Here is a 16,671-nt window from a genome sequence, read left to right on the forward strand (position 1 = left end):
AAAATTTGAAGTGTTATTTTCCGTTCAGATCAATAGTTGCCACGTTGCTTTCTTTGGTTTTTTCGATAACGTCTTTATGTTCTACCGAGAACAGTAATGTAGAAGGATCAACATATCTTTTTCTTTTCCCCTGAGTTTTTGCAGAATCTGACTTTGCCATGATTTTTTCAGGCTCGATTTTAGAAATAGTGCCGATAATTTCCGGAGCATTTTCTTTTGTTAAAGGCATATGTTTTTGCTCAATCATGATCTGCGACTCTACCGCTTCATTCTTTTTCTCACTCGGAATATTTTCTATAGCAACAGATTCTGTTTGTCTCGGCTTTACAATTTCAGGAGATGGTACTGTTAGTTTCTGCTTTTTATTTTGAATAACCGGCTTTTTAACCTCAGCAACAATTTCAGATTTTTCAGTTTCCTTATTTTCTTTATTAAAAAACAAAACTGCTCCCAAACTGAACGTTAAAACCAGACAAGCCGCCACCAAATACCAATTTATTTTTGTTTTTGAGTTTTTTCGTTCCGACTGGGTTTCAATTTCAGACCACAAATTTCTAGAAGGAGCAATTTCTCTTTCTGAAATCTGCTTTTTGATATGATGTTCTATATTATTTTTAGTAGTGTTCATTTTTCAGTGCTTTTTGTTGTTGAAAGTAAATTTTTCTCATTTTTTCTTTTGCCCGAAACAGTTGTGTCTTACTTACGGCAACAGAAATCTGCAAAGTATCTGCAATTTCCTGATGCGAATAATCTTCGAAAACATAGAGGTTAAAAACCATCCTGTAAGCATCCGGAAGCTGATCCAGAAGTTCCTGCGCATTGAAATCAAAAGCAATATCCTCTTCATAAATTTCTTCCAGATAAGACTGGTTGATGTCGTCCAGATAAAAAACGGTTTTGCGGCTTTTAATAAAGTTCAGACATTCGTTCACCACAATTCTTCTTGCCCAGCCTTCAAAACTTCCGTCATTTCTAAAGGTCTCAATACTTTTAAAAATTTTACAGAACGCTTTAATAACACAGTCTTCTGCCTGATACAAATCGGTAACGTAACTTCTGCCGATGCTCAGAAATTTCTTTACATTCTGATCATAAAAAACTTTCTGCGCTGCCGGTTCCTGCCTTTTGAGACGGCTCAGCAAATCATCTTTTTTATTTCCAAACAGAAGCTTCATAATTATTTGTTTCTATTAGTAAGACAATTAAAAACGGAAAAGGTTACACCGAAGGAAATTATTTTTTGAAATTTATTAAAAAATATCATTTTAAATATTTTTCATATCTTAGGGACTTATTACGAAATACTATAAAACAAAACATTATGAAAAATCTAAAAAAAATCCAAAGAGAAAATTTAAAGCAGGTTTTAGGCGGTCATACCTGTCCTGCGAATACGTATCATATCACATATAACGGATATCATGCGTGCTGTCTTCAGATTCCGAGCGGAAATCCGTGTCTTTCTACAAAATGTCTGGTTCCGATGGAAATGTGCGATTCTGAAGTCAATTAAGACTACATACAAAAATAAAACGGTCAGAAATTTCTCTGACCGTTTTGTATTATAAAAAAATCTAAGTCTAACTTAGCATTCTCTGTGCTTTTTTTACGCCTTCTATCAAAGCATCAATTTCACTGAATGTATTGTACACCGCAAAACTGGCTCTTACGGTTCCTGCAATATTGAAGAAATCCATAATCGGCTGTGTACAATGATGTCCCGTTCTTACAGCAATTCCTAATTTATCCAGAATCATTCCCACATCGGAAGCAATTCCGACACCTTCAAGATTGAAAGAAACCACTCCCGTTCTGTTGGCTTTTTCACCATAAATTTTAATGCCTTCCAAATCCAGAAGCTGTCTCTGCGCATATTCCAGCAAAGCATTTTCATGGTTCTGAATATTTTCCTGCCCTACTTTCAGAATAAAATCTACGGCAGCTCCCAAAGCAATGTTCCCACCTACATTGGGTGTCCCTGCTTCATATTTAAAAGGAAGACCTGCGTAAGTGGTTCCATCAAAAGAACAGGTGGCAATCATTTCTCCGCCTCCGTGAAATGGAGGCAGATCTTCAAGAATTTCCTGTTTTCCGTACAGAATCCCGGTTCCCATTGGAGCATACATTTTGTGTCCTGAGAAAACAAAAAAGTCACAGTCCATTTTCTGAACATCAAGAGTAAAATGAGGCGCAGACTGAGCTCCGTCGATAACGATGTAAGCATTGGTGCTCTTTCTTGTTTTGGCTATGATTTCTTCAATCGGATTGATAATTCCTAAAGCATTGGAAACCTGATTAACGGAAACAACTTTTGTTTTTTCATTTAAAAATTTTTCAAACTGATCGAGTTGAAGAATTCCGTTTTCATCCATAGGAATGACTTTCAGCTTCGCTCCGGTTCTTTCACAAAGCATCTGCCATGGGACAATATTGGAGTGATGTTCCAGATAAGAGATGATAATTTCATCGTCTTTTTTTAATTTTTGGGTTAAAATATAGGCGATCAAATTGATTCCTTCGGTAGTTCCTTTGGTAAAAATTACCTCAAAATCATGTTCAGCATTGATAAATTTCTGGATTTTTCTTCTGGAAAGTTCCATTTCTTCAGTTGCCAACTGACTTAATGTATGAATTCCACGATGAACATTCGCGTTGATTTCCGTATAGTATTTGTTCCAGACCTCCAAAACGGAATCCGGTTTTTGAGAGGTTGCCGCATTATCCAGATAAACCAATGGTTTACCGTTCACTTTCTGATCCAATATAGAAAACTGACTTCTGATTTCCTGAATGTCAAACATTTATTAAATTTTTAATTAAACTGTTCTTATTTAGAACTTTTCAAATTTACGGCTTTTTTTCGGATTGTGGCTGAGAGTTGATTGTTGTTGATTGATAGAAAAATTCGATGTAAAATATTCTTTTTTGCTTTTAACGCTAAGATCGTTGAGAATTTTTATTTTATTAGACATTTTTGGTTCGCAAGGGCGTCTCACTCAGCGAGTGATAGCAATGAAAATGATTTAAATAAATTTTGATTTCTATATTTTTTATTAATTGATGTTTTTAGTTTTACAAAGACGTTTCACTAATAAAAGATTAACCAAGATTTGAACTCATCATATTTATCTTTTAGTCATAAAAAAACCTGCCAAAATTTGACAGGTTTTATATTTTTAAATAAGAAATTCTTATTCTGCTGCTGCTTCTGTAGCTTCAGGAGCTGCTCCTTCTTCAGTTGCAACTTCTTCTTCATCTTCATCATCCATTGCTGCTGCACCTCCTTTCATTGCATTTCTAGACATCTTAACAGCTACTACAACTGCGTTGTCTGGGTGCATGAAAGAGTATCCTTCAGTTTTGATACCTCCAACATAAAGTTTGTTACCAATTCTTAACGGAGTAACATCTACAACGATCTCATCCGGTAAGTTTGCAGGGATTGCCTTTACTTTCAGTTTTCTGAAAGACTGACGAAGAACACCACCAGCTACAACACCTTTAGAACGACCAGTGATTCTTACAGGAACTTCCATGATAACTGGCTTATCATCAGATAACTGATAGAAATCTGCGTGAAGAATTTTGTCTGTAATCGGGTGAAACTGAATATCCTGAAGAACAGCCGGAATTGTTTGACCATCAACCTCAATAGATACCGTGTGTGCTTCAGGAGTGTATACTAACCCTTTGAAAGATTTCTCAGTAGCAGAGAAATTCAAAGGAGCTTCACCTCCGTAAACAACACAAGGAACTAATTCAGCATCACGTAAAGCTTTTGTAGACTTTTTGCCCACGCTTTCTCTTTTTGTACCTTGAATTGTAATAGATTTCATTTATAAAAATTTAAAAAATTGTTTCAAATTAAATTTGCAAACCTCTAAATATCAGTTAAATAACAAACTTACTGCTAATCGACTGATGCTCGTGAACCATCTTCATAACGTCCGCAAATAATGGGGCGCAAGATAGCACTTTTATTTTAGATGACAAATTATTTTTAACAGGAATTGAGTCAGTTACAATAACTTCCAATAATTTTGAGTTCTCAATATTTTCGTAAGCCTTTCCTGAAAGCACTCCGTGCGTTGCCATTGCTCTTACAGATTTCGCCCCTTTCTCCATTAAGATGTCTGCCGCTTTACAAAGTGTTCCGGCGGTATCAATCATGTCATCAATAAGGATAACATTCTTCCCGTCCACATCTCCGATAAGGAACATTTCTTCTACAACGTTTGCTTTTTTTCTTTCCTTATAAGCAATTACTACATCTGCACCCAAGTGACCTGCATAGTTTTTCGCTCTTTTTGCACCTCCCATATCCGGAGAGGCAATCGTAAGATTTTCCAGATTGAGATCTCTGATATAATCTACGAAAATAGTAGAAGCATACAGATGATCTACCGGAATTTCGAAGAATCCCTGAATCTGATCTGCGTGGAGATCCATTGTCATGATTCTTGTAGCTCCTGCTGCCGTTAAAAGGTTTGCCACCAACTTAGCACCGATTGGCGCTCTGGGCTGGTCTTTTCTGTCCTGCCTTGCAAGTCCGAAATATGGAAGCACTACGGTAATACTCTTAGCAGAAGCTCTTTTGGCAGCATCAATCATCAGAAGAAGCTCTAATAAATTGTCTGCCGGCGGAAACGTAGATCCAATCAGGAAAACTCTTCCCCCTCTTACGGATTCGTCTAAAACAGGTTCGAATTCTCCGTCGCTGAATGTCTGAAAGTTGATTTTTCCTAATTCTTTCCCATAATTTTGGGCAATTTTCTCTGCCAAGTCCTTACTCGTCCTTGTAGAAAATAGATAACTTAACTGATCGGCCATTTTTACTTTTTAAAGATTTTGCAAATTTAAAAAAAAACCACAAGAATTGCTCCTGTGGTTTCTAAGTTTTTATTTATCCAATTATTATGGGAATTTTACGCCGGAATAATTATTTGGATTTACCTGTGGTAAGGTAGATTTATATTTAGCATTGATAGCTTTAATAAATTCATTGGCAATAATAGCATAGCCTCTTCCTGTAAGGTGAACCCCATCCAGAGAGAAAGCCCCGCCTGTTACGAATTTTGCTGTATATCTTATTCCATCATACAAAATTCCGGATTGAGAATTAAGCTCTACCATTTTAGCATTTGCATCTACAAATGCAAGTCCTTTAGCATCTGCAATAGACTTAATTGAAGTATTATAGGCAGTCATAGCTGTTGTGACATTTGCCGCTTCAGTTTTTGAAAGCACGTGCTGGTTTTCTAATGGATAAGAAATACCATATACATTAATTGCAGCAGGAGCATTCGGATTCGTAGATCCGATTACCGCTCTGGTCGTAAGAAGGATATAATCTTCTGCAGTTGCCTGTCTCGCCTGTCCGTAGATCTGTCCGAAAGCAGCAGCTGTAGCCGCTCCTAAAGACGGCGTAAGTGCCGCAGTAAGCTGTGCTGATAAATTTGTTAAAGAAACATCTCTGATCAAAACAGGATTTGAGGCAGTAGAAGATAAAAGGTTGATCCTGTCTCCTGCACCAAAGGCTGTAAGCGCCTGTTTAAGCGGACCGTACAAACTTGTGTTAAGTGTATTAAGATTGGCACCTAAAGCAGCCGGAGTTAACGGATTGTAAGGAACCGTTGTAAAGAAAGGAATAGCGGTTACGCTTGGAATATTAGCAATTACTCCTTTCGCACCGTTCGCTGTAAGCGCTGTTACATAAGAATTGATGCTGGACGCTACCACGTTAGGATCAGAAATATCATTAGATCCATACGTTGCGGGATTAATATTTCCTGTCTGAACTACAGCAGGTGTGTATGTTGTAACGCCGCCTGTGGTTGTAGAATTTGTTCCTCCACTGGTTGCGTAGCTTAAAATATCGTTATTTCCGATCCATAGAGAGAAGAAAGTAGGATTTTGAGCTACTGCCGCCGCTACAGGACTTACCCCTGTAGAAAATCTTGCATAAAACGGATTAAGAGATCCATAGCTCGCAATACCCAAATGGAAAGATTTCGCTCCCGGAATCCCTAAATTCTGATAAGGTGCACCTGAAGAAATGTTATCTAACGCCGCTGCAGGAGCAGATGGCACCGGTGTAAGTGACCCATTTACTACACTAAGAACCAGTTTACCTGAAAATCCCGGAAGATTATTAAATCCACCAACGTTATTTGGCATTAAAGGCTGTTTAAAATCTCCTCCTCCTGCAAGTTTCATCTGCATTGCAATCATTGAAGGATAAGATTCATTTTGTCCATCCAAATAAAGAGCTCCGTCTCTATACCCTGAAGTAAGAGAGTTTCCTAAAGATACGTATTTGGAAAAATTGGCTTCTCCGGAAGTTACTACCACATCCTTTACATCAGTATCGAAGTCTGTATCACAACTTACATTTAACAACAACGCTGAAATAGCGAATGTAGAAATTAATATTTTTTTCATAATTCTTGATTAAAAATTAAAATGCGTTATAAGACAAACCTAAACCAAAGTAAAATGCCTGTGCTTTAGCCTGCCCGTAAAGGTTATAAAATGCATTGTTTATATTTCTTGACTTCTGGAAGTTGTAAGCTCCTGAAAGGTCTACTCCTAATTTATTGAGTTTAAATCCAATCCCTCCGGTAATTACATTAGCGTCAAAAGATGGTGTTTCCGGACTGAAGTGTGCGTCGTCATAAGGTGATTCATCATGATAATATCCTAATCTTCCTGCAACTTTATCTGTAATCATATATTGCGTTCCGATTCTGAAAGCTTTAGAATTGTGGAAGTTTTTAGGCGTTACATTTTTGGTAGGATCATCAGCCTGATTTCCTGCCAATGCGTTTTCAAAATCTAATGTAAGTTTATTATACTTCTCCCATCCGTAGTAATTGAAATCTCCGGACACCTGCCATTTCGGTGTTATTTTATAGGTAACCCCAATTGTATATTCATCCACCAAAGGAAGAACAGCCTTAAAATTATCCTGTCCGTTAGCGTCTAATCTTACTGAAGAATATAATGCCTTAGAAATATTAAATGTAGCTTTTCCTTTGTCTGCATTCATATAAACCGGAGATCTGTAAGCAATACTTACATCCAGTTTTTCTTCAGGTCTGAAATAGAAACCTAAACCAAAACCGTGTCCTGAAGCCTTATCATCTTTTAGATTTAAATTTCCTCCTAATTGAGTAACTGCTTTCGTCCAGTCTACACTTCCTTTAGCATAGATATAGCTCGCTCCGAAAGAAACCCAAGGTGATAATTTCACAGAAACCATCGGCTGAAAATAAAACGCCTTCAGTTCTATATTCTCTACAATTTCTTTTCCAGCCCAGTTATCCGGCCATTCTACCGTACTTCCGTAAGGCGTTGAAAAATTAAAACCTAAAGAAAGATTATCTAACACTTTGTAAGCTACCGCAGCATAAATAGGAGTTCCCATAGGATTATCCGTAGAATAAGATTCCAAAGTAGTAAGATTCTGATAGGTTACTTTAGAACTTATCCCGAATCCGCCCGCAGCAACACTAAGTTTTGAAGGAATGAAAGACATTCCCGCAGGGTTAAAGAACGTAACACTCGCATCTTCAGCATGTGCACTGGTATGCGCCATTGCCAATTGTTTCACCCCTTGCAGAGAAACTCTGAAGCCTCCTGCATAAGATAATACACCTGCCAATAAAGCTGTTGATATCAATATTTTTTTCATAGACTATTATTATATAATCCAAATATAAAATTATTTTAGATACATCTGTTAATAAATCATAAAATTTTAAACATCAACACAAAAGAAAACTATGTTTAAAATAGCACTTTAAGTAAACTCTTTTGTAAATACATCACAGTTAAACATTTAATCAAAATTAAATCATCCGGATACGATTTTGTTTAGTTTTAAACAAAGCTATTCCCGATAATTTGATTATTTTAGACCTTATAAAGATAAAAATCATAAATTTGCAAATTAAATATATTATATATGAGTTGTGGATGTAAAACATCCGGCGATTCTGCACATTCTTGCGGACCCAAGAAGACCGCGAATGGCTGTGAAAATGTAAATACCTGTGGTAATAGTTATAAATTAAGTGTTTTTGACTGGCTTTCTAACATCAACAATCCCGCACCGAACCGATGTGATTTTGTAGAAGTTAGATTTAAAAATGACAGAAAATCGTTTTATAAAAACGTAAACAATATCCCTTTACATATAGGTAGTGTAGTAACAGTAGAATCGAGTCCCGGACACGATGTAGGTGTGGTAAGTCTCACCGGAGAATTGGTAAAGATTCAGATGAAAAAGAAAAAATGTTCTGAAGAATCAGCACTAAAAATATACAGACAGGCGAATCAGAAAGATCTGGAAGTCTGGCAGGAAGCAAGAAAAAAAGAGGACAGCGTAAAAATAGACGCCCGAAAAATAGCACACAGATTAGGTCTTGAAATGAAGATCACCGATGTGGAATATCAGGGAGACGCCTCTAAAGTCACTTTTTATTATACGGCAGATAACCGTGTAGATTTCAGACAGTTGATTAAAGAATACGCCGGAGCTTTCCGTACAAAAATCGATATGAAACAGATCGGTTTCAGACAGGAAGCCGCAAAAGTAGGCGGAATCGGATCTTGCGGAAGAGAGCTTTGCTGTTCGACTTGGTTAACGGATTTCAGATCTGTAAACACCAATGTGGCAAGATATCAGCAACTTAGTATCAATCCTCAGAAACTTGCCGGGCAATGTGGTAAACTTAAATGTTGTCTTAATTATGAATTAGACAGTTATCTGGATGCTTTAAGCAATTTTCCGTCTTCTTCCACCACTCTGGATACCGAGAAAGGAAGAGCTTTCTGCATTAAAATCGACGTTTTCAAAAAGAAAATGTGGTTTGCTTATGTAGAAAATTCAATTGCATGGTACGATTTCGATATTGATTTAGTTAAAAAACTGATCTCCAAAAACAAACGCGGAGAAAAAACACTTCCACTGGAAGAGCTGAAACAGCCGGAAACGCCTTTTGCAAGCATCGACCTGATTCAGGAGAACAACGTAGACCGTTTCGAAAAGAAAAACAGAGGCAACAGAAATAAAAACCAAAACAGACCGAATAACAACAATCAGAACAGCCAGAATCAGCAGGGTCAGAAGAAAAACAACAACCGACCTGAGAGACAGGAACGTCCTGAAAGAAATGAAAAATCTGTTGAAAAGCCTCAAAGACAGGAAAAACAGCAACAAAATCCAAAAGCCAATTCTAATAATAATCAACCGAGAACGCAAAAGCCTCAACAGCCTAAACCTCAGTTGGAAAAAGTAGATGCTTCTTCTGGTGCTGAAACCGAGAAAAAAACCAACCCGAATAAAAAGAAATTTAAAAAGAAGTTTCCTCCAAAAAAAGATAACAATGCGTAAAATTTTAGGATTATTTACTCTTATTCTTTTCTTTAGCTGTAATTCTTCCTCCGAAGGAGAAGTTTTTATGAATTCTGTTGATAACAAATGGAATAAGAAAAGTGAACAAAAATTTAATCTTGAAATTTCAGATCCTCAAAATCCGAAAAATATTATATTTGTTGTAAGAAATAATAACAATTATCCTTACAGCAATATAAGGTTTATTGTGAATTTCACCGACCTTCAAAGTAAGAAAAAACAGACCGATACATTGAATTATGTATTGGCAAAACCTAACGGAGAATGGCTCGGAACAGGATTCGGAGATACAAAGGAAACTTTGTTTCAATATAAACTGAATTATAAATTTCCCGCAAAAGGAAAATATGAAATCGGTCTTACTCAGGCGATGAGAAACGACAACCTTCCGGGAATTGAAGACATTGGAGTAAAAATAGAAACGGCTAAACCGTAATCATCAATGGAAGTGAACAAACAAAATACTGGGAACAAAGGGAAAACCTTCCCTCTTCCTCCTAAAAAGAAAGACACTGCCTGGAAAAGGTGGGTTAAATTTATCTGGATCGGATTCTTTGCTTTGGTTTTAGGAATTTCAGGGCTATTCTTTGCCGTATCGCAAGGTTTCGTAGGAGAAATGCCGGATGTAAAAGAGCTTGAAAATCCGGATATTTATGTTGCCTCACAAATCTACTCTTCAGACGGAGTTCTTTTGGGTAAATTTGAAAAAGAGAAAACACAGCCTATCATTTATAAAGATCTCCCGCCTTACTTAATCTATGCTTTACAGGCAAAAGAGGACGAACGTTTTAAAGAACACTCAGGAATTGATTTACAATCAGTTGTAAGAGCGGTAGCTTATGGAGGTAAAAGAGGCGGTGGATCCACAATAACCCAACAGCTTGCAAAATTACTTTTCACCGGAAATGCTTCTCAAAACAGAATTGAAAGAGCATTCCAGAAATTAAAAGAATGGGTTGTTGCCGTAAGTCTTGAAAAAAGATATACGAAAGAAGAAATCATAACACTGTATTTCAATAAGTTTGATTTCTTATTTAATGCTAACGGAATTGAAATGGCTTCGAAGATTTATTTTAATAAAAAAACTTCTGAGCTTACTTTACCGGAGGCAGCAACATTTGTTGCCATGCTTGAAAATCCAAGAAAAAATAATCCATACAGAAATCCTGAAAGAGCAAAAACAAGAAGAGATGTTGTTTTGGATCAAATGCTGAAAACAGGATATATCGATCAGGCAACCTTTGATAAAGCTACAGCAACGCCAATTACAGTTGATTTTCATCCTATAAGTAATATTACAGAAGGCTATTCCGCATATTATAAGTTTTATCTGAAAAAAGAAATCGACAAATATCTTGACGATTACGAAAAAGAAACCGGTAAAAAATTAAATCTTTATAAAGACGGTTTAAAAATATATGTAACTCTTGATTCCAGAATGCAGAAATATGCAGAAGATGCAATCAGAGAGCATTTAACGGATCTTCAGAAAAGATTTGACGCCGAACAGAGAGGAAGAAAAAACTGGCCATTTTATTACCTGAATGATAAACAGGTGAATGATCTGATGCTTCAGGCAATGAGAAGAACAGGACGCTACAAACTTCTTAAAGCAGACGGAATGCCGGAAGATTCTATTTTAATGGAATTTAAAAAACCTGTTAAAACCTCAAGATTTACATGGGCTGGAGAAGAAGAAGTAGAAATGTCTCCTTGGGATTCTATCAGATGGCACAAGAAAGTTGCTCAGGCAGGATTGATGTCTGTGATTCCGGGAACTGGAGAAATTAAAGCATGGGTTGGAGGAATCGATTGGCAGCATTTCCAATATGACCACATTAAGCAGGGTAAAAGACAGGTAGGTTCAACATTTAAGCCTTTCGTTTATGCAACTGCGATTATGAAACTAGGTTTAACCCCTTGTTCTACGATATCTAATGCAAGCTTTAACAAAGGAACTTATCACGTTCCGGGAAGAGGCGGAATGCTTACTTTAAAAGATGCATTGGCGCACTCACAAAACCCTGTTGCGCTTCGTCTTGCCGAAATGACGGGAACACAAAGTGTAATTCAGACGGCAAGAGATTTGGGAGTAACAGAAGAAATCTCAACAAGCTTACCAATGGCTTTAGGAGCTTCGGATATTACCATCTACGAAATGGTAGGAGCTTACAGTACGTTTGCTAACTACGGTAACTACAACAAACCGGAAATGATCTGGAGAATTGAAGATGCCAACAGCCGCGTAATTAAGGAAGTAAATGTAGAACCTAAAGAAGTGATGAATCCGCTGTACGCTTATACCATGATTGAACTGATGAAAGGTGTAGCACAATACGGAACGGCTTCCGGAGAACTGGGAAGAAAAGGAATTTCAAAAGATATCGAAATTGCAGGTAAAACAGGAACAACCCAGAACAACTCAGACGGTTGGTTTATGGGAATTGTACCGAAACTGGCAACCGGAGCATGGGTTGGATGGGAAGACAGAGCCACCCACTTCTACGGAACAGGAGAAGGACAGGGAGCTAAAATGGCATTACCGATCTGGGCAATCTACATGAAGAAAGTCTGGGCAGATAAAAGCTTAAAAATTTCTCCGGATGATAAATTCGTGAAACCTTCGGAGTGGAAAGACGGCTGTTCAAATCTTAAAGGATTAGGCGCAGGTTACGGAGATGATGGCGGATTACAGACGCTTGATGAGATCAAAAATCCGAAACCGGCAGATCCAAGCGGACCAAAAACATCCGGTAAAAAAGAAGAAAATGTAAACGAAAACCTAAATACAGGGGAAGATATAGACTTCAATAATAAATAAATTCTTTTTTAGAAATATACAAGACCTTTCAATCATTTGGAAGGTCTTTTCTTTTTAATTAATACCTTTGAATTATGAATCTTGAAAACATACAACAACCCTTTATAAAAAAGTTTCCCGGAGATTTTTCCGGCAATACCCTACAGAGAAATACTCCGAAGGTTTTATTTTCCACTGTTCAGCCGGTTGGTTTTGATCATCCAGAGTTAATTGCTTTTAACGAAAAACTTTCAGAAGAAATCGGACTTGGAGTGCTTGAAGAAAAAGATCTTAATTTTTTGGCAGCAACACATCTTCCCGAAAATATCAAAACCTACTCCACTGCTTATGCAGGACATCAGTTCGGAAACTGGGCTGGACAATTAGGCGACGGAAGAGCCATTCTTGCCGGAGAAATTGAAAACAATTCAGGAAAGAAAAACGAAATACAGTGGAAAGGAGCCGGAGCAACGCCTTATTCCAGACACGCAGATGGAAGAGCCGTATTAAGGTCGTCTGTTCGTGAATATCTGATGAGCGAAGCGATGTTTCATTTAGGAGTTCCTACAACCAGAGCATTGAGTTTAGCATTTACCGGAGAAGACGTCGTAAGAGATATCATGTACAGCGGAAATCCGGAACTGGAAAAAGGAGCTGTGGTCATCAGAATTGCAGAAAGCTTCCTACGTTTCGGTCATTTTGAATTGATGTCTGCCCAACAGGAATACAAAACATTGCAGGAACTTGCAGATTATACCATTCATCATTATTTCAAAGAAATTTCTTCGGAAGGAATTCAGAAGTACAAAGATTTCTTCGAAAATGTTTGCAGGAGAACTGCCGATCTTATGGTAGAATGGTATCGTGTAGGATTTGTTCATGGGGTAATGAACACAGATAATATGTCGATTTTAGGTTTAACGATCGATTACGGACCTTATTCGATGATGGATGAATACGATTTAAATTTCACCCCGAATACCACCGATCTTCCCGGAAGAAGATATGCCTTCGGAAAACAGGGACAGATTTCCCAATGGAACCTATGGCAACTGGCAAACGCACTTCATCCTTTAATTAAAGATGAAAAGTTTCTGGAAGATGTTTTAAATGATTACGGAAGCTATTTCTGGGAATCGCACGACAGAATGCTGTGCAGAAAATTCGGCTTTGATCAGTTACTAACAAGCGATGAAAAATTCTTTACCACATGGCAAAGTCTGATGCAGGATCTTCAATTAGATTATACCTTATTTTTCAACGAACTCGAAAAATATGATGACCAGAAAGATCTCAGACAGCAATTTGAACACGTTTCTTACACATTTTTAAATGATGAGAATCTTTCAAAACTAGAAGATTTTATGAAAGCTTATCAGTCAAGACTAGAAAAAAATATTATTTCAAGAGAAAAATCTTTGGAAATAATGCATAAAACCAACCCTAAATTTATTCTTAGGAATTATCTGCTGTACCAATGTATTGAAGAAATTAATAACGGTAAAACCGATTTGCTTACAAAACTGACCCACGCTTTAGAAAATCCTTATCACACCATTTATCCGGAATTTTCAGCAAAAAGACCTTCAGATTATGATGATGTATCGGGATGTTCAACGCTTTCGTGCAGTTCGTAATTTTAAATAGAAAAACCATTTAAAATGTTAAATTTTTATCAAATAATAATTTTATATGTATATTTGATAAAAATTTTGATCATGAAAAAAACTTTACTTTTATCTTTTTTACTTTTTGGTATTATAATAAATTCACAAACACTTTTATCAGAATCATTTGAAGGAACGACATTCCCTCCAACTGGGTGGACAAGATCAAACACGAATAGCTCAAGACCATGGGATTTTACAAATGTAAATTTCACTTCTGGCTCCGCATTAGAAACAACTTTTAAAATTACAGGTACTAAATCTGCTTGTATAAACTGGATTGCATCATCTAACACCGCCAATCTAACAAGTCCTGCCTTTAGCCTAGCAACGGCCTCAAATCCTGCACTGAAATTTAATGTAAAAGTTGGTTGGTCTTATATGATCAATCAAAATGCCGGTAATTTATTGGTACAAGTTTCTACAAATGGAAGCACTTGGACTACTATTTGGAATGAGGACACAGAGCCGGGGTTTACAGATGATGGGGATGCAGATCCAGATACAGATTTGTACAATACAGTTGCTGTACAAAAAAGTTTATCTTCATATATTGGACAATCAAATGTTCAAATAAGATTTCAGTATACAGGTAACGATGCAGATGCTGTATCAATTGACGATGTACAAGTATTGGCTGCTGTTCTTTCAACTAATGAAGTAGAAACCAAACCTAAAGCTTATCTTTACCCCAACCCCACAAAAGGCGAGATTTTTATCAAGACGGATAAAAAAATAAAACTTTTAAGCGTGTACGATCTTTCTGGAAAACAAATTCTTATTTTAAATCCTGAAAGAGCAGATCTTAGCGATTTGAAAAAAGGCAACTATTTTATTGCTATTGATTTTTTAGATGGAACTTCTGTTGCAAAAAAAATTATAAAAGAATAACATCATAAAATGTAATACACAGAATCCGCCTCACAACAAAATCTGAGGCGGATTTTTAATACGCAAAATTTCCTGTTGTTTTAGAAAAAGAAAAAAGTTATTTTTTCAGACAATCTTCTTTCTCAAATTATAGGATAAGCATACAACCCAAACTCCAATTCTACTTTTTTTCCAGACCACTGAGCATAAATCGCTTAAAACCACTGCTTCAAATAATAGTTTTGCTACACTTCCTTCTTCTGTATAATCCTTCTAATTGGAGACATCTTTTGCGTTTTTTCGCATGATAATATGACAGTTACCTGGGGACAACTTCTTTTGGTGCTCAATGTTCTTAGGTGCATTTTCTCCATTCTTTGTCCCACTGGACAGAAGCAAAAATCTTCTTCAAGTTTGTAATATCTAAAATATTATATTTTGCCTGATAACGATATCTCGATTTTTGTCGAAGATTTTTTTATTTTACAAAACGAAATCATATCCTTCTTTTTCAGCAATTTACAATTCTCTTGACGTACCTAACCTTATATCGACAGTAGTTTATTCTATCTCAGCTATTATTTTAATCTTAAAATTTTTAAAATCCCTGTTATATAAGGACTAAACTCATTGGGCTTCTGATAAATCTTATAATTTGCAATAAATTGATCCTCCACTGAAATTAGTGCATCATGAACGATTTTAGGCTGCTTGTTCTATATAACCACATTTTTTTGATTTTAATTGAATCCGTAAAATTTTGTTTTATGCGCGCGAAAGTAGTATTCTCATCAGTCTTACTGTAAGAACTTTTTGCTTTTAAAAACGTTTACTGAAATTTTTCTCAAAATTATTTTAATATAATTCAGCTCGGCTTTCTTATCGAAATCGATTTCCTGTCTTTGCCTTTAAATTTAACGTGAATTCGGAGAAAAACATGAGGTGCTTAATGTCTAAAATTAATATTTTAGAATTGCACAAATACTAAAACACCTCATGAAAAACAAAGATATGCTTTTTGACGAAAATCTATTGATAAAAATCTTCATCAAAGCTGATGACCTGTGTAAAGAAATTGAAAGCGAAGTGTTTTCAAAAATCTTCGAAGACAAGACAATTTATGGTGGCTATCAGAAGCCTTGCTGTAAAATGAGCGAGAGTGAAATAATGACCCTTGTGATTTATTACCATTACTCAGGATACAAATGTTTTGAATATTTCTACTGTCAGTTTGTCGCCAATGAGTTAAGCTCTTATTTTCCAAAGCTTTTAAGCTATAACCGTTTTACCGAAGTCCTGTCCTGTGTTTCCCTTCCTCTGTTTATTTTTGCCAAAGTCCTGTGTTCCCTTAGTCTGCAAACGGGAATAAGTTTCATTGATTCAAAAAAGATCGTTGTCTGTCATAACCGCCGCATCCATCAGCATAAAGTATTCAAAGGCAGGGCGGCACGGGGCAAGTCCTCTACCGGATGGTTCTATGGTTTTAAAGTCCATCTGGTTATTAATGAAAAAGGGGAAATACTGGATTTTGATCTCTCCCGGAAATGTAGCGGATAATAACCACAGCCTTCTGAAACGCATTTTAGGGAAAGTAAAAGGTCTTTGTTTTGGGGATAAAGGTTACAATACTGCTTTATGGGAAGATTTCTTTCAGCAGGGACTGAAAATTATTACCAAATCAAAAAGCAAAGCCAAAGCAAAGCTGATGCTGCTCAATGAGCGTTATATGCTTCTCAAACGTCCTTTAATAGAAAGTGTGAACGATATTTTTACTTCCGTCTTTGATCTGGAGCATTCCAGACACCGAAATCCAGATAATGCTTTAACCCCTATGATCTCTGCCATATGCGCCTATTGTTTTTATTCGGAAAAACCATCGGTAAATTTCCCGAACTGGATAAATGCATAGATGGCAA

Annotated in this window: 13 protein-coding genes and 1 pseudogene; 7 read left to right on the forward strand and 7 right to left on the reverse strand. The window is 36.6% G+C overall.

The window, feature by feature from the left end; all coding sequences use genetic code 11:
• Positions 1–13 precede the first annotated feature (13 nt).
• Positions 14–628, reverse strand: a complete 615-nt coding sequence (locus H6W53_RS14975; protein ID WP_185207928.1) for a hypothetical protein — start codon at positions 626–628, stop codon at positions 14–16.
• The gene (locus tag H6W53_RS14980) at positions 615–1,175 is read right to left on the reverse strand and encodes an RNA polymerase sigma factor (RefSeq protein ID WP_185207930.1); all 561 of its coding nucleotides are present in this window, start codon (positions 1,173–1,175) and stop codon (positions 615–617) included. The genes H6W53_RS14975 and H6W53_RS14980 overlap by 14 nt, the downstream gene beginning before the upstream one ends.
• Positions 1,176–1,321: 146 nt before the next feature.
• On the opposite strand from H6W53_RS14980, the gene H6W53_RS14985 reads away from it, so the two are divergent.
• Complete coding sequence (locus H6W53_RS14985) at positions 1,322–1,513, forward strand: bacteriocin-like protein (protein ID WP_087708149.1); 192 nt, start codon at positions 1,322–1,324, stop codon at positions 1,511–1,513.
• Positions 1,514–1,580: 67 nt separating this feature from the next.
• Here the strand turns inward: H6W53_RS14985 and H6W53_RS14990 are convergent, their stop codons facing one another.
• The 5 genes from H6W53_RS14990 to H6W53_RS15010 all read right to left on the reverse strand — a co-directional run bounded on the left by H6W53_RS14990 (position 1,581) and on the right by H6W53_RS15010 (position 7,693).
• Positions 1,581–2,801, reverse strand: coding sequence for an aminotransferase class V-fold PLP-dependent enzyme (locus H6W53_RS14990; protein WP_185207932.1), 1,221 nt, complete (start codon positions 2,799–2,801; stop codon positions 1,581–1,583).
• Between the two features lie 390 nt (positions 2,802–3,191).
• Positions 3,192–3,836: a 50S ribosomal protein L25/general stress protein Ctc gene (locus H6W53_RS14995; protein ID WP_087711722.1), complete on the reverse strand. Its 645-nt coding sequence runs from the start codon at positions 3,834–3,836 to the stop codon at positions 3,192–3,194.
• Between the two features lie 55 nt (positions 3,837–3,891).
• The gene (locus H6W53_RS15000) at positions 3,892–4,830 is read right to left on the reverse strand and encodes a ribose-phosphate pyrophosphokinase (protein WP_087711724.1); all 939 of its coding nucleotides are present in this window, start codon (positions 4,828–4,830) and stop codon (positions 3,892–3,894) included.
• An 84-nt stretch (positions 4,831–4,914) separates the two neighbouring features.
• Complete coding sequence (locus tag H6W53_RS15005) at positions 4,915–6,441, reverse strand: G-D-S-L family lipolytic protein (RefSeq protein ID WP_185207935.1); 1,527 nt, start codon at positions 6,439–6,441, stop codon at positions 4,915–4,917.
• A gap of 16 nt (positions 6,442–6,457) precedes the next feature.
• Complete coding sequence (locus H6W53_RS15010; RefSeq protein ID WP_185207937.1) at positions 6,458–7,693, reverse strand: OmpP1/FadL family transporter; 1,236 nt, start codon at positions 7,691–7,693, stop codon at positions 6,458–6,460.
• A 273-nt stretch (positions 7,694–7,966) separates the two neighbouring features.
• Between H6W53_RS15010 and H6W53_RS15015 the strand changes: the two genes are divergently transcribed.
• From H6W53_RS15015 to H6W53_RS21725, 6 genes and pseudogenes are all read left to right on the forward strand, one after another.
• Positions 7,967–9,397 (forward strand): stage 0 sporulation family protein, encoded by a 1,431-nt coding sequence (locus H6W53_RS15015; RefSeq protein WP_185207939.1) that lies wholly within the window; start codon positions 7,967–7,969, stop codon positions 9,395–9,397.
• Entirely contained in the window at positions 9,390–9,854 is a 465-nt protein-coding gene (locus tag H6W53_RS15020) for a gliding motility lipoprotein GldH (protein WP_116096617.1), read from the forward strand. Before H6W53_RS15015 ends, H6W53_RS15020 begins: the two co-directional genes overlap by 8 nt.
• 6 nt (positions 9,855–9,860) lie before the next feature.
• Positions 9,861–12,239, forward strand: a complete 2,379-nt coding sequence (locus H6W53_RS15025) for a penicillin-binding protein 1A (RefSeq protein ID WP_185207941.1) — start codon at positions 9,861–9,863, stop codon at positions 12,237–12,239.
• Between the two features lie 74 nt (positions 12,240–12,313).
• On the forward strand, positions 12,314–13,855 hold the full coding sequence (locus H6W53_RS15030) for a protein adenylyltransferase SelO (protein ID WP_185207944.1): 1,542 nt from the start codon (positions 12,314–12,316) through the stop codon (positions 13,853–13,855).
• 81 nt (positions 13,856–13,936) lie between these two features.
• A complete protein-coding gene (locus tag H6W53_RS15035; RefSeq protein ID WP_185207945.1) occupies positions 13,937–14,776 on the forward strand; it encodes a T9SS type A sorting domain-containing protein in 840 nt (279 codons plus the stop codon).
• 1,146 nt (positions 14,777–15,922) lie between these two features.
• Positions 15,923–16,664, forward strand: a pseudogene (locus tag H6W53_RS21725) (IS982 family transposase).
• Positions 16,665–16,671 lie beyond the last annotated feature (7 nt).

The sequence above is a fragment of the Chryseobacterium sp. C3 genome (assembly GCF_014218905.1).
In the GTDB taxonomy this organism is placed as follows: Bacteria; Bacteroidota; Bacteroidia; order Flavobacteriales; family Weeksellaceae; genus Chryseobacterium; species Chryseobacterium mucoviscidosis.